At 71.7% G+C, this 13,857-nt stretch carries 8 protein-coding genes; 1 reads left to right on the top strand and 7 read right to left on the bottom strand.

Going from position 1 to position 13,857, the window contains the following annotated elements; genetic code table 11:
- Nucleotide 1 precedes the first annotated feature (1 nt).
- From ACZ5PB_RS13395 to ACZ5PB_RS13370, 6 genes are all read right to left on the bottom strand, one after another.
- The gene (locus ACZ5PB_RS13395) at nucleotides 2-1,522 is read right to left on the bottom strand and encodes a Wzz/FepE/Etk N-terminal domain-containing protein (RefSeq protein WP_468690623.1); all 1,521 of its coding nucleotides are present in this window, start codon (nucleotides 1,520-1,522) and stop codon (nucleotides 2-4) included.
- Nucleotides 1,519-2,949, bottom strand: coding sequence for a Wzz/FepE/Etk N-terminal domain-containing protein (locus ACZ5PB_RS13390; protein ID WP_468690621.1), 1,431 nt, complete (start codon nucleotides 2,947-2,949; stop codon nucleotides 1,519-1,521). The genes ACZ5PB_RS13395 and ACZ5PB_RS13390 overlap by 4 nt, the downstream gene beginning before the upstream one ends.
- Nucleotides 2,946-4,226 carry a glycosyltransferase family 4 protein gene (locus ACZ5PB_RS13385; RefSeq protein WP_468690619.1) on the bottom strand — a complete coding sequence of 427 codons (1,281 nt, stop codon included), beginning with the start codon at nucleotides 4,224-4,226 and terminating at the stop codon, nucleotides 2,946-2,948. The genes ACZ5PB_RS13390 and ACZ5PB_RS13385 overlap by 4 nt, the downstream gene beginning before the upstream one ends.
- The gene (locus tag ACZ5PB_RS13380; RefSeq protein WP_468690617.1) at nucleotides 4,216-5,532 is read right to left on the bottom strand and encodes a nucleotide sugar dehydrogenase; all 1,317 of its coding nucleotides are present in this window, start codon (nucleotides 5,530-5,532) and stop codon (nucleotides 4,216-4,218) included. The genes ACZ5PB_RS13385 and ACZ5PB_RS13380 overlap by 11 nt, the downstream gene beginning before the upstream one ends.
- A gap of 73 nt (nucleotides 5,533-5,605) precedes the next feature.
- Nucleotides 5,606-7,084: a sugar transferase gene (locus ACZ5PB_RS13375; RefSeq protein WP_468690615.1), complete on the bottom strand. Its 1,479-nt coding sequence runs from the start codon at nucleotides 7,082-7,084 to the stop codon at nucleotides 5,606-5,608.
- Between the two features lie 653 nt (nucleotides 7,085-7,737).
- Nucleotides 7,738-8,508 (bottom strand): methyltransferase domain-containing protein, encoded by a 771-nt coding sequence (locus tag ACZ5PB_RS13370; protein WP_468690614.1) that lies wholly within the window; start codon nucleotides 8,506-8,508, stop codon nucleotides 7,738-7,740.
- 272 nt (nucleotides 8,509-8,780) lie between these two features.
- On the opposite strand from ACZ5PB_RS13370, the gene ACZ5PB_RS13365 reads away from it, so the two are divergent.
- Entirely contained in the window at nucleotides 8,781-9,788 is a 1,008-nt protein-coding gene (locus tag ACZ5PB_RS13365; protein WP_468690612.1) for a helix-turn-helix domain-containing protein, read from the top strand.
- Nucleotides 9,789-9,842: 54 nt separating this feature from the next.
- Here the strand turns inward: ACZ5PB_RS13365 and ACZ5PB_RS13360 are convergent, their stop codons facing one another.
- Nucleotides 9,843-13,673 (bottom strand): S8 family serine peptidase, encoded by a 3,831-nt coding sequence (locus tag ACZ5PB_RS13360; protein WP_468690611.1) that lies wholly within the window; start codon nucleotides 13,671-13,673, stop codon nucleotides 9,843-9,845.
- Nucleotides 13,674-13,857: the final 184 nt, after the last annotated feature.

Below are 13,857 nucleotides of genomic sequence, written 5' to 3'. Positions count from 1 at the left end.
GTTACCGAGCCTCCTGGTCGTTTTCCGGGACCTGTGCGGCCCACGCCGGGTGCCGTTCCGCCAGCCGGGGGGTCTTCGTCCCGTTCTGTCCGGCCGGCGGCTCGCTCCGGCCACGTCGTGCGGTGTGCGGTCCTTCCCAGAGGGTGCCGTCGGTCCGGTCGCGCCGGTCGGGGTCGATCAGCACCACGCCGATCACCGGAATGTTCTGGTCCGCGAGTTGCCGTGCCACGGTGTGCAGCCAGGCGGTGCTGCCGTGCCCGGCCCGTACGACGAGGACGGTCCTGGTGCCGAGGTACCGCAGGTCGGTCCACGCCGTGCCGGGTGCCACCGAGCCGACGCCGATCCGGTCCTGGCCGGACACGGCCAGGACACTGTCGCCGCTGACCACGGCCGGATCTCCCGGCGCCGGGGTGCGGCCGGCGAGCCTTTGTGCGGGCAGACCGTCGACGACGGTCACCGGGCCGTCCTCCGTCAGCTTCCTGGCGACGTCCATCGCCAGCACACCGGTGCCGCGCGCGCAGCCCAGCTCCAGCAGAGACACCGGTTCCGCGGCGCTGCGCACGGTACGGGCGAGGGTCGCGGTGAGCCGCGCCCGGGCCGCCCGGTACCTCCGGCGCCGCCACAACCCGCCCCGCCCGCGCGGCAGTTCGGCGATGACCGAGGCGCCCAGGTGCGCCGCGATGTCCCGGCGCAGCACGGGCCGGTCGGCCACCAGCGTGCCGACGGCGGCGAGCGCGAGGCCCAGGAACAGTCCGAGGGCGAGTCCGATCCCCGCGTTGGTGAGCGCGGTCCTGGGCACCGAGTGGCGCACCACGCGCGGGGCGTCCACGATCTGCGTACCGGCGATCACCCCGGGCCTGCCGGTGCGCGCCTCGGCGGCGCGCTGGTCGAAGTCGGCGATCCGCGAGGTGAGTTCGGCCCGGCGGGCGAAGAGCGACTCGATGCCCGCCGCCGCACCCGGATTCGTCTCCGGCGCCCGGTCCCCGATCGTCCGGTTGACCTCGGTGAGCTCCTCGCGCATCCGGTCCCGCTGCTCCAGCAGGGCGTCGGCCTCGGCCTTCGCCGATTCCCGCATCCGCCGCACATGGTCCGCCACGAACGCCTCGGCCAGCGCCCCCGCCCTGGCCACCGCCTCCGTCCCGGTCTTCGCCGACACGTCGATCCGGAGCAGGTTGTTGGTCAGGCCGGTGCCCCGGTAGTCCTTCATGAAGTCCTCCGGTTTCTCCGGGGACTTGAGGGTTGCCAGTGCGCTGCCCGCGATCCGTGTGGTGGTGAGGAGTGCGACGTCGGTACGGATCAGCGTCCCGGTGTCGTTCGGCTGGTCCTCCCGGTGCGCGACCAGGATCGTGGTCACCGCGCTGGGCGGCGGCGGCATCAGTACCGCCAGCGCCGCACCGGCCACCAGTCCCAGGAGTGCCGTGGCGTACCAGATGAGCCGGCGCCTGCGCACCGCCACCACCAGTGCCTGGAGGTCGAAGAGCGGAGCGGCCGCAGCCGGCTCCGCGGTCGTGTTCGTCGTCACGCCGGTCCCCCCGTCGCGTTGCTGCCGACCGCGAGAACCGGAGCGGAACCGTCCGTGGCCGGGGGCGGGCCGGAGGACCGTACCGGACGGTCCCGGACCGTGCCCGCGACGACCACGCCGACGAGCTCGTGCCCGCCGTCCGCACACGCCCCGGCGATCTCCGCGAGATCGTCGGAGGTCCAGCGGCCCGCACTGAGGACGACCAGCGCACCGGACTCGGCGTCCCGGTCGGGCACCAGCGGGCGCTCCACCGCGACCTCCACCACCCGCAGCACGGGGAGCCCCTCACCTGCCTCGGCCGCCGTCTCTGTCCCTGGCCCTGTCCTTGTTGTCCCTGTCTCTGCCTCCGCCTCCGCGACGAGCTGCGCGGCGGCCCGCCGAGCGACTCCGTCGCCCTCCGGTACGACGACCAGCAGCCCGCGCGGCACCGGATGCCGGTCCCGCAGCCGGGCACACACCCGCCGGTAGCGGACCTGCCGGCCGGCCTCGTCCGCCGACCGCTGCGGGACCGGTACGTCCCACCGGACATCGGCACCGAGCAGCCGGCGGACCCGGGCCTTCGGCCCGTCGCCCTCCGGCAGCTGCGCGCCCCGTTCCTCGACCACGTCCACCGTGCCGAGGAGCGCCGCGCCCAGCGCCGCGCCGATCTCCCGCTCGGTGCGCGGCCGGCGGTTCATCCGCATCGCCGCGAGATGACCGATGACCGCCAGCAGGAAGAACAGCACCGCCCCGGCGACCACCAGCTGGATGCGGGTCGGCGGCGTCTGCGCGGTCGGCCGGGCCGCCGGTCCCATGACGACCAGTCCGGTCCTGTCGTTCGACGGGTCGGCCTGGTCCAGCTTGGTCATGGCCTCTTCCAGCGAGGTACGCAGCTTCTCCAGCCCGGTACGCGCCTGCACGCTCTCCACGGACCGCCCCGGATCGGCCGCCTTCGCCAGGTCGGTGATGCGCCGGTTGGTCTCGTCGACCTTCTTGCGCAGCGCGTCGAGCCCCTTGGTCGCGTCCGTGTCGCCGCCGCTGGTGAGCCGCGCGGCGAACGCCACGAACTGCTGCGCCAGTTGGTCGGTGAGGCGCTGTGCGACCTCAGGGGTGTCCGCCGTGCCCGAGAGCGTGATGATGTTCCCGTCGGACGCCTTGGCGCCCACCCGGTCGCGCAGCCCGTCGCCCCCGACACCGCTCCAGCCGAGACCGGCGGCGGTGCGGTCGAGCACCGACGAACTGGTCGCGATGTTCATCTGGGTCATCAGCCCGCGCTCGTCCCACTGCCCCGGCAGCAGCACCGATGCCGACGCCGCGTACTGCGGCGGGAACACCATCGAGGCGCCGAACCCGACGAGTGCGCCCAGCACGGTGAGGACGGCGAGCAGCCGCCGTCGCCGACGGAGAATCCGCCCGATCGTGGCCAGGCGAATCGTGTCCTCGCTCAAGGGTGCTGCCTCCTCCTTGCCCGTACCCGGCCGCGCGCCCCTCTCGGAGCGCGGGCACGGCACGCGGCGGCGTAGGCGGCGAGCAGCGATGCCTGCGAATTCTGCCAGGAGAGCTCCCCGGTGACCCGTTCCTGGCCGGTCTTGCCCATGCGTTCCCGCCTGTCCGGGTCGTCGAGGAGCAGCGCGATCAGCTTCGCGAACTCGCCCTCGTCGTTGGCGGGTGCGTAGACGGCGGCCTCCCCGGCGGAGACCCGCGCCTCCCGGAGGTCGAACGAGACGAGGGGCCTGCCCATCGCCATGTACTCCAGGACCTTGTTCATGGTCGACACGTCGTTGAGCGGATTGCGCGGGTCGGGGGAGAGGCACACGTCCGCCGTGGACAGGTACCGCACCAGGTCGGCGTCCGGGATGCGCCCGGTGAACTCGACCCGTTCGCCGAGCCCGAGCTGCCCGGACAGCTCCACCATCGTGTCGAAGGCGTCGCCGGAGCCGACGAACACCGCGTGCCAGTCGGTCCTGCCGAGATCGTCACGCAGCCGCGCCAGCGCCCGCAGGGCGTAGTCGACGCCGTCCTGGGGGCCCATCACCCCCAGGTAGCACAGCAGGTGGGGCTTGCCGCGCTTCAACTCCGGCTCCGGCGGCACCGGTTGGAACCGGTCGGTCTGCGGTGCGCTGCGCACCACGAAGACGTCCTCCGGCCGCTTGCCGCCACGGCGCACCGCGACGTCCCGGTAACTCTCGTTCGTGGCGAGCACGACGTCCGCGGCCCGGTAGGTCGCCCGCTCCAGCGCGCACACGGCGCGGTAGAGCACGTCCTTGCCGCGTCCGAACCGGGACAGGTACAGCTCCGGCACCAGGTCGTGCTGGTCGAAGACGAACCGGGTGCCCCGCCGCTTCAGCCACAGCGCGGGCAGGAACAGCAGGTCCGGCGGGTTGCACGCGTGCACCACGTGGACCGGGCCGACCCTGCGGGCCAGCCGGAACGTGTGCCACAGCGCCGATCCGTACTCCCGCAGATAGCCGGCCGGACCTCCGGTGGCCGCGCGCAACGGGTACCGGAGGATGTGCACCCCGTCGATGACGGCCTCAGGATCGGTGTCCCGCTTCTCCCCCCGGGGACAGATGACGTGCACCTCCCAGCCCGCGTCGCGCAGCGTCGTGCACTCCTGCCACACCCGCCGGTCGAACGGCACCGACAGGTTCTCCACCAGGATCAGCGCACGCCGGGCCGGCCGGGAGTCACCGGCCGTCTTCTGTGACGATGTGTTACCAAGCAAGGCCCACGTACCCCGGTTCGGTCCGACGCGCCTCGGCGTCGGGAAGGTGGATGAGGTCGACTATCACCGGTCCTTCGCCGTGCGGCAGCGCCGCCAGCACGGCCGGATCCCTGGTGCCGACCAGGCACACCTCGGCGTGGTCGAGCACCTCCTCGACGGAGTCCGCGAGCAGCTGCGCCAGGTGCGGCAGCCGGCTCTCGATGTACTCGCGGTTCGCCCCCATCAGCCGGGACAGACTCACGTTCGCGTCGTGGATCCGCAGGTCGTAGCCCTTGCCGAAGAGCGTCTCCGCCAGCTCGACCAGCGGGCTCTCGCGGAGGTCGTCGGTGCCCGGCTTGAAGGACAGGCCGAACAGGCCCACCCGGCGCTTCCCGGTCCGCTCGACCAGCTCCACCGCCCGCTGCAGGTGCGCCGAGTTGGAGGGCAGCACATGGGACAGGATGGGCACCGACACGTCGGCCCGCTGCGCCGCGTGGACCAGGCTGCGCAGGTCCTTGGGCAGGCAGGAACCCCCGAACGCGAAACCGGGCCGCAGATAGGCGGGGCTGATGTTCAGCTTCCGGTCGGCCAGGAACACGTCCATCACCTGGTGCGAGTCCACCCCGAGCGCCCGGTACACCGCGCCCAGCTCGTTCGCGAAGCCGATCTTCAGCCCGTGGAACGCGTTGTCCGCGTACTTGATCGCCTCGGCGGTCGGCACCGGAACCCGGAACACCTCGCCGGGCAGCGCGTCGTACAGCGCCGCCACCGCGTCGCCGCTCGCCCGGTCGAACTCGCCGATGACGGTCTTGGGCGGGTCGAAGAAGTCCCGCACACTGGTGCCCTCGCGCAGGAACTCCGGGTTGACCGCGACCCCGAAGTCCACGCCCGCCGTGCCGCCGACGGCCTTCTCCAGGATCGGCACCAGCAGGTTCAGACAGGTGCCGGGGAGCATGGTGCTGCGGAACACGACGGTCTGCCGCCCGCCCCGCTCGGCCACCGCGGCGCCGATCTGCTCGGTGACCCGCTCCAGGTACGTGGTGCACAGGCTGCCGTTGGCCTCCGAAGGCGTACCCACACAGACCAGCGACACCTCGCTGTTCATGATCGCCTCGCGGACGTCGGTGGTGGCCCGCAGCGCGCCCGCCTTGACGACCTCGGCGGTGAGCTCACCGATCCGCTCCTCGACCACCGGGGCCCGGCCGTCGTTCACCAGGTCGACCTTCACCTGGTTGACGTCCACCCCGATGACCTCGTGGCCCATGCTGGCCAGGCACGCGGCCGAAACACAGCCCACGTATCCGAGACCGAAAACGCTGATCCTCATGACCTCTCCCTCCCCTCGGTCAGGCACTCCCGGCCTGCGGTCCGCGTGTCCGCCGTGCGGCGGTCCCCGCGCATCAGTACGCCCCCTGCCCGTGCAGCACCGCACGCAGGGTCTTCCACAAGATCACCGCGTCCAGGGCGAGCGACCAGTCCTCCACGTACCGCAGGTCGAGGCGGACCGCCTCCTCCCACGGCAGGTCGCTGCGTCCGCTGATCTGCCACAGGCCGGTGAGCCCGGGCTTGACCAGCAGCCGCCGCCGGATGTCCGGGCCGTAGGCGGCGGACTCCTCCGGCAGCGGGGGCCGGGGGCCCACCAGCGACATCGATCCGGTCAGTACGTTGAACAACTGCGGCAGCTCGTCGATCGAGTACCGGCGCAGCACCGCTCCGACCCGGGTCACCCGGGGGTCCCGGCGGACCTTGAACAGCAGGCCCGCGCCCTCGTTCAGCGCGGCCAGCTCGGCACGGGCCCCGTGCGCCCCGGCGGACATGGTGCGGAACTTGAAGATGGTGAACTCCTGGCCGTCCTTGCCGACCCTGCGCTGGCGGTAGACCGCCCCGCCCCTGCTGTCCACCATGACGAGCAGTGCCACGCACACCATCAGCGGCGCGAACAGCAGCAGCAGGACCGCCGCGCCCAGCCGGTCGGCGACCGCCTTGACCACGCGGTGGCCGCCCGAGAAGGTCGGCATGCTGACCCGTAACAGCGGAATCCCGAGCACCGCGTCGACGTGCAGCCGGGGTCCGGCCACTTCCATCAGCACCGGAGCCACCACCATCTCGGCGTCCCGGCCCTCCAGGTTCCAGGCCAGCCGCTGCAGCCGGTCGGGGGACCAGTGCGGGTCCGGTGTGACGGCGACGACCCGGTAGTCGTCGCGGCGGACGTGATGGGCGACGTCCGACAGCCGGCCGACCACCGCCACGCCGTCCAACAGGGCGCCGTCGGGGCCGAGTCCGTCCGTCGTGCACACCGCGTCCACCCGCCACCCGAGGTGCGGGAACCTACGCGTCCTGGCGATCAGATCGCGTACGGTCTCCACGCTCCCGGCCGCGAGCACCGGCCGCAGACACCTGCCCTCCTTGCGCTGCCTGTGCAGCCAGAGGCGGAGCAGATACCGCGCGGTCATGGTGACGAGCGCGATGGCGGGCATCGCGACGAAGATCCACAGCTTGATGTTGCGCGAGGTGAGCGCGATGCCGCCGAGTGCGAGTACGACGATCGCGGCGAACAGCGAGCGTCCGAGCCGCCGGAACTCCTCGGCACCCTGGCCGAGGACGGCGGGCGCCCAGGCCCGGCTCGTCGCGAGTGCCCCGAGCACCAGCAGTTCGGTGCCGAAGGCGAGAATGATCCACTTCTCGTGCCAGTTGGCGGCGTCCCCGGCCCCGAAGAAGTTGCCTATCGTCAGTGCGACGACGGCGGTGGCCACGGTGTCGCTGGTGATGACGGTACGTCGGTACCGCTGCTCCCAGTCGATCAGGGGCCGGGTGATGGTCCCGTTCCTCAGGCGCCCTCGCGCCGGCGGAAACGGGCTGACTAAATCCCCTCGCTGCACGGGACCCCCCAGGTCGCCAGTGATTCGACGCGCTCGCCCGACACTGCCCCTCCCCCCGGGAAGCCCCCCGGCCCCCGCACTGTTCCTCTACGCGCGAGCCCCCCGGCCCGTGCGCCGCGCTGTTCTGCTGCGGGGGAGGCCCGTGCCGCCCGCGCATGACTTCTCGAACCACTGCGGTGTTACTGGAACAACCCACCCTGGTGGCAGGGGACTCAGAGTCCCCGCCGGTCTCCGATGTCGTGCGTCGGGGACGTAACTCCTACTTGTTCGAAGCACCGGACCTATTGATCATTTTTGGTCGCTTCATGTCCGAACAGCTGAAGCACGGTCAATCTAGACCACTGGCGCCGAGATGGAGAGAGGATGTGTGAAATTCGTGCTGAGGCTTTGCGGAAGCGTCCACCAATCGCTCACCACTGCGGGTAAACGACCAGGAGAACGCCCCTTGTGACCGGTGATGACCGGACTTCTCCGGCCTCTCGACACCGGCTTTCAACCGCACATCAAGCCCCCTGACCGATCCCCAACAGGCTTGCTGTGAACCCCTGTTGAAGCGGTCGCCCGACCGCCCCGGCGGCGTGCGGCGGGGCGATGCGTGCGGCGGGGCGGGGTGTGCGGCCGGGCGGAGTGTGCGCCAACGGCCCTTCCGGGCCTCAGGTCCCCTTCGCGAAGACGAGAACCTCGGTGGAGGCGACCCCCATGGGTGCCAGGAAACTGGCCTCCAGGCTGCAGTCGAGGGTCGCGAAGAGATCCACACAGGCGCGGCGGGGCATGGCGGCCGGATAGGAGCCGTGCCCCGCCCCGCCCTGTTTCGCCCAGGTGCGTACGGCCTCCGGGTCCAGACAGTTCTCCGTCATGACGTCGAAGACGATCCGCCCACCGGGCCGCGTCACCCGCGCCATCTCGAAGAAGTAGCGGCACGCACAGAGGAAGGTCACGGTGTTGAAGACCTTGTGTGCCTGCACGAGATCGACGCTCACGTCCGGCGTCGGAGCGAGACTTGATCCGGCGGTCGGCTGGGCGACCACGCCGAAGGTCTCCACCAGATAGCCCGCCCAGGGCGCTGCCGTCTCGTAGATCTCGTAGCGCCCCGGTGAGCACTCCTTCAGCGTCTTCTCCAGGTACCGCCCGGACCCGGGGCCGATCTCCAGCACCGTGTCCGGATTCGCGGCGAAGACGCCGAGAGCGGTGAGCTTGTCGATGGTCGACTGGGTCGCACCGGGCGTCCCGTTCATCACCTCGTCGATGTGGTCCCCCACCGACAGACCGGCCGCGCGTGCGGCCCGCATCGTCGCCTCGAACGGGATGAAGTCGTCAACACCCTCAAGGTTGTTGGTACTTCGCACGATGTCGAACCCGGCGCGTCCGAGGATCTTCTTGACCCCGGACTTCAACACCGAAGTTCCCTTTTCCACTGCCCTCATCAGGCATGACCCCCCCAGGTCGGCTCCTGCACTGGGGGTCAGCATAGGAGTGCGGACCCCGGCGCGCAGTGGGACGCCGAATTCGGTGCGCGACTAAGGGGTTTCGGCCAGTGACGGACCGAAAGCCACCTGTCGGGCAGCGGCCCGCGGCCGACGACGCGTCCGTACCGCGATGTCCTCCGGCCGCCCGGCAGGGCCGCTCGCATCCCGGCGATCATGGATGTCACAGTGGGCGTCCGCTTGTGGAGGGGCTGTGGCGAGGGAGAGGGCACATGCTGAAGATCGCGGGGATCGGGGCAGCGGAGGAGAGGGTCTACCGCCTTCTGGTGGAGGTACGGGACGCGGGCCTGGCCGAGATCGTCCAACGGCTCCACATCCGGGAGTACGAGGCGGCGTTACTGCTGTCCTCCCTGCACGACAAAGGTCTGGTCGAGCTGCCGCCCGGCGACGGCGGCACATACGTACCCGTCCCGCCGGACGTGGCGCTGCAGCCCCTGCTCGCGCGCGGCCAGGAAGCGCTGGAGTGGGCGCGGCGCGGAGTGGAGCAGCTGACCGAGGAGTACCGGGCGGCCGGCCGGCGCCATGACGCCGGGGAACTGGTCGAGGTGATCACCGGCAGCGGGGCCATCCGAGGGCAGCTCCGCCAACTTGCCTACGGGGCCCGCAGCGACCTGCGGTGGTTCTGCAAGGCCGATCCGGTGGCGCTGCGCGCCCAGGACAACGACGAGGAGTTCGAACTGCTCGCCCAGGGCATCCGCTACGAGGCGATCTACGAACGGGCCTGCCTGGAGCAGCCCGGCATGGTCGACAACGTTGCCCAGAGCGTACGAGCCGGTGAAGTGGCCCGCGCCACCAGTACGTTGCCCGTGCGCATGGTCATCGTGGACAGCTCCGTCGCCGTCTGTCCGCTGATGCCGGGTGGCGCGAGCGCCGCCCGGGGCGAGCCGACCGCCGCCGTCATCCGCAGCAGCAGTCTCCTGGACGCCCTCATCGCCCTCTTCGACATCCAGTGGGCGGCGGGAACCCCGCTGCACGTCACGGAGGAGGGCGAACTGGCCGACTTCGCCGGCGGCATGGGGCCGGGCGGCAGCCTCGCCGACGACGAGCGCTATCTGCTCTCCCTGGTCGTCGCGGGCGTGGCGGACAAGGCAATCGCCACCCAGCTGGGGGTGAGTCACCGCACGGTGCAGCGCCGGATCACCGCACTGATGCGGCGGGCGGGCGCGACGACGCGTACGCAGCTGGTGTGGCAGGCGGCGCGGCGCGACTGGCTCTCGTAGGACGTACGGAAGCCGCGACCGGGGGGACAGGCCGCGGCTTCCGGATCTCGCGTACTACCTCAACGCGTACGCCCGCTCGATCTGCTGCGTCACCTCATTGCCCGCGTCGTCCCAGGCGCGGACCCGCAGCGTGACGTACCCGCTGGTGCGGGCGGCCGGGGGGTGGGTGACGTGGACGCGGTAGGCGCCGTCGCCCCGGGCCGAAGCCTTCGCCGCCCGCCACTGCTTGCCGTCGTCGTACGAGACGGACACCTGCATGCCCTTCACGGCACGGCCCGTCAGACCGTCCTGGTGACGGGCGCTCACCCCGAAGGCGAAGGGCCTGGAGGCAGGGGCGGCGCCCCGGAGGTCGGTGGCCACGTCGTAGTCGAGCTGGAGGAGCGGAAGCAGTGACTCCTTGCCCTCGCCGGGGCGAGGGGCCGTGAACGACCAGCGGCTGCTGGTGGCCCGCGAGAGGGTGCCCCCGGCGCTGGTGCGCTTCACGTCCAGGTCCAGCTCGTAGCGGCCGTCGTCCCCGCCCGCGGGGAAGGTGCCCCATGCCCGGGGGCCCTCGGCGAGGATCTTGCCGTCGCGGCGCAGTACGGCGTGGCTCTCGTCGGGCGACGGGGTGGCGGCGTCCGCACGGGGCAGGGCGAAGCCGTAGTGGCCGGAGGCGTTGTCGGTGAACTCGGGGATTCCCACGGTCAGTTGATCACCCTTGCGGTGGGCGAGGCCTTCGGCACCGCGGGGGATCGCCGGGCGCACCACGGGGGCGTACCAGCTCTCCGTCGTGCGCTCACCGGGCCGGTAGGTGCGCAGCGGACCGAACATGCCGGTCCCCACCGCCTGGGACGCCCAGGCGTTGCGGGGGTTGACCCAGTGCAGCCACCGGGTGTCGGCAGGACCGCTCAGGTACTCCGTCCGCGCCTGCCCGGTGCGGACATACCGGGCCCGCGCGGCGAGGTACACCTCTTCCCCCTCCCACGGGCGCCAGGACTCCCGGTTCTCCGTGACGTAGCGCGTGCCGCCCGTGTCCGGGTAGCGCGAGAGAACGGTGGCCGTGTTCTTCGGCCCGACCTCGTGGACCACCTGCCGGGGGACGCGCTGTTCGGCGACCTGCACGACGTCGTAGAGGTACGGGCTGTCCGGGGTGCCCTTCAGCTCCAGTACGGTGCCCGGCGCGCGCAGCCGCTGCGCGGTGGCGCGGGAGGCGTACAGGCCGATCGCGGGCAGCCGCGGGCCCACCGGCTGCCAGGTGGCGGCCGCGTACTGGCTGCCGCTCGCGGTGGTGATGGCGGCCGCCGCTCCGGCTCGGGCGGCCGAGGTCACCGCCTCGTCGTACTCCACCCCTTCCAGTTGCACGAGCACCGCCGCTCCGCGGACGTCCGTGCCCCGGGCGCGCAGCGCCTCGTAGTCCTCGGGCCGTCCGCGACCGGCATCCACCACGCGCAGGCGCCGGACGCCCTCCACGGCGGGGGAGTTGTGGAGCAGCCGGACGGGGACGCCGGTCGTGGCGGCGGGGAGCGCGCGGGCGCGGAGCATCGGTGCGGTCAGCTGCCAGCGGGAGGTGAACTCGAAGGTTCCCCCGGTGAACGCCTCGGTGGGCGTGACGTGGAGGAGCTGTCCGCCGCTGTGTGCGCTGGTGAAGAAGCTGACGAACTCCCGGTCGGCGTTCTTGAAGTGGGTGGAGAAGACCAGCGGGCCCCGCTGCTCGGCCGGTTCGGGGGTCCGGATCCGTACGGGGACCGCCTTGCGTGCGTCGAGCGTCAGGTCCGTGGCACCGGCCACCCGCAGTTGGGGGTTGACCACCAGGCTGTGGGTGACGTTGTCCTCCGTGTGCTGCGAGATGACGCCGTGCAGGTAGTAACTGCCCTCGGGCAGGTCCACCGTCAGGCTCTGCCCCGCCGGTACTTCCTGGATGACGTCGAAGCGGCCCGTGGGGCCCAGCATGATCAGCGGGGAGACGGTCGCGGGCTGCCCGGCGCGGTCGATGCCGCGCACGGTGACCTTGCGCTTGACGGGGTCCTTCGTCGCGGCGAGAACGGTGTGCGCGACGGCCTGCCCGTCGGCCGAGGTGGCGGTGAGACGGCCGCCGTAGACGCCCTCGGGCAGTGCGGGGGTGTCGAGGGTGACGGTCACGTCGGCAGTGCCGCGGGCGGGCACGGTGACCTGCTGGGGGGCGCTTACGGCTCCTGCCGGGGCCGGAGCACCGTAGAGCTTGTCGAACGTGGTGGCCAGGGTGAGCGGGACGGGTGCGTCGCCGTCGTTGGTGTAGGTGACTTTCACCTGCCGCGGGCCCGTGTCCGACGCCAGCATGCCGAACGTGGTGGTGCCGGTGGCGCGCACCTGCTGGCGCACCGAGCGGGCCACGTCCACCCGGCCGGTGCCCTGCTCGTAGGCGCTCTGGCCGGGTGCCGTACGCGTCGTGCTCATCAACGCGTCCTTGAGCTGCTGGGCGCTCCAGCCGGGGTGACGCCCGGCCAGGACCGCCGCCGCGCCCGCTACGTGAGGGGTCGCCATGGACGTACCCGACGCGGCGGTGTAGGCCGCGTCCACCGGCCGGCCCATGGACGTACCGGCGGCGCGGGCGGCGACGATGCCGACGCCGGGAGCGGTCAGGTCGGGCTTGGCACCGTTGTCCCCGACACGCGGACCGCGGCTGGAGAAGGAGGCCAGCTTGTCGTCGCGGTCGACGGCGCCCACGGTCAGGGCCTTCTCGGCAGCGCCCGGGGTCCCCACGGAGTAGTCGGAGCCCGTGTTGCCCGCAGCGACGACGAAGAGGGCGCCGGTCTCCTCGGTGAGAGCGTCGAGGACGATGCTGAGGATGTCCGTGCCGTCGGTGGGCGTGCCGCCCAGGCTCATGCTGACGATGTCGGCGCCCGAGCGGGCGGCCCACTCCATGCCGCTGATGATGGCGGAGGTCGGCCCGGAGCCCTTGTCGTCGAGGACCTTGCCGATCAGCAGCCGCGCCCCCGGTGCCACGCCCTTGCGCGAGCCGCCCGAGGAGGCGCCGCTGCCGGCGACGGTGGAGGCGACGTGGGTGCCGTGGCCGTGGCCGTCGTTCGCGGTGGGGTCGGCGGTGAAGTTGCGTACCTCGCCGAGTTTCCCGGCCAGGTCGGGGTGCGTGGCGTCGACGCCGGTGTCCAGGACGGCGACGGTCGCGCCGCTTCCGGTGTAGCCGGCCTGCCATGCCTCGGGAGCGCCGATCTGCGCGGTGCTGTGCTCCAGAGTGGCGTGGACCTTCGCGTCCAGCCACAGCTTCTCGATGCCGCCCTCGAAGGCCGCGTTCTTGAGAGCGGCGTTCTTGGGAGCGGCGTTCTTCGCGTCGCCCCCGGAACCGGTGCCGCTCCCGGCGAGCGTGTCGTCATCGATGGCGTTCCAGAAGCGTCCGGCCTGCTTCTTGTCCGCCCTCAGCGCCGAGCCGCGCAGGCTCTTGATGACCGGGCCCTTGCGCGAACCGGTCGGCGCCGCCTTGGACTTGGGATCCGTACCGCCGGTGTAGCGGGCGATCAGCGGGATGGCGGAGGCGTGGCCGTCGTCGTAACCCTGCTCGATCAGGGAGGTGATGTTGAACAGCTGCCGGTCCAGCTTGCCGGAGGAGATGTACGGGAGCGCGGCGCGGGGCAGCACGTACAACTGCTTGTCGATCTCCAGCTGGGAGAAGTCTGCCTCCGAGGCGCCCGGGGCCGGCTCGACGGAGACGGTCTTCCGGCCGCCGGGGAAGGTCTGCAGCCGCACCCGGTCACCGGTCACGAGCGTGACGGAGGTGATCTGCGGGCGGTCGACGGAGTTCCCGCCGGGGGAGGCGGGCCCCGGGGCGGCGATCGCGCCGGAGGAGGTGGGGACCAGGGTGGCGATGAGGATGCCGGCCGCCAGAGCGGCGGAAGGTCTGAGCCGTATGTGCATCGGAACCTTTCCAGGGGGCATGGAAACGGACGCGCGGAGCGGCTACAGACTGGGGCCCCTCATGATCGCCGCACCAGCCTTTTCGATGCCGTGCTTACGACATGTCGCTTCTACGACACACGACTTGTCCCACCTCGCCCCAGCTGCCCGACAAACGCCCCAGCCCCACCGCGGCCTGCTACGA

The sequence above is a fragment of the Streptomyces sp. NPDC032721 genome (genome assembly GCF_055579625.1).
The sequence above is the reverse complement of the archived record's forward strand: the minus strand, read 5'-3'. Positions and strand labels throughout refer to the sequence as shown.

Bases quoted from the DNA above. Each gene is read 5' to 3' on its own strand.
- ACZ5PB_RS13380 (WP_468690617.1), bottom strand. From the start codon at position 5,532: ATGAGGATCAGCGTTTTCGGTCTCGGATACGTGGGCTGTGTTTCGGCC.
- ACZ5PB_RS13370 (WP_468690614.1), bottom strand. From the start codon at position 8,508: ATGAGGGCAGTGGAAAAGGGAACTTCGGTGTTGAAGTCCGGGGTCAAG.
- ACZ5PB_RS13365 (WP_468690612.1), top strand. From the start codon at position 8,781: ATGCTGAAGATCGCGGGGATCGGGGCAGCGGAGGAGAGGGTCTACCGC.
- ACZ5PB_RS13360 (WP_468690611.1), bottom strand. From the start codon at position 13,673: ATGCACATACGGCTCAGACCTTCCGCCGCTCTGGCGGCCGGCATCCTC.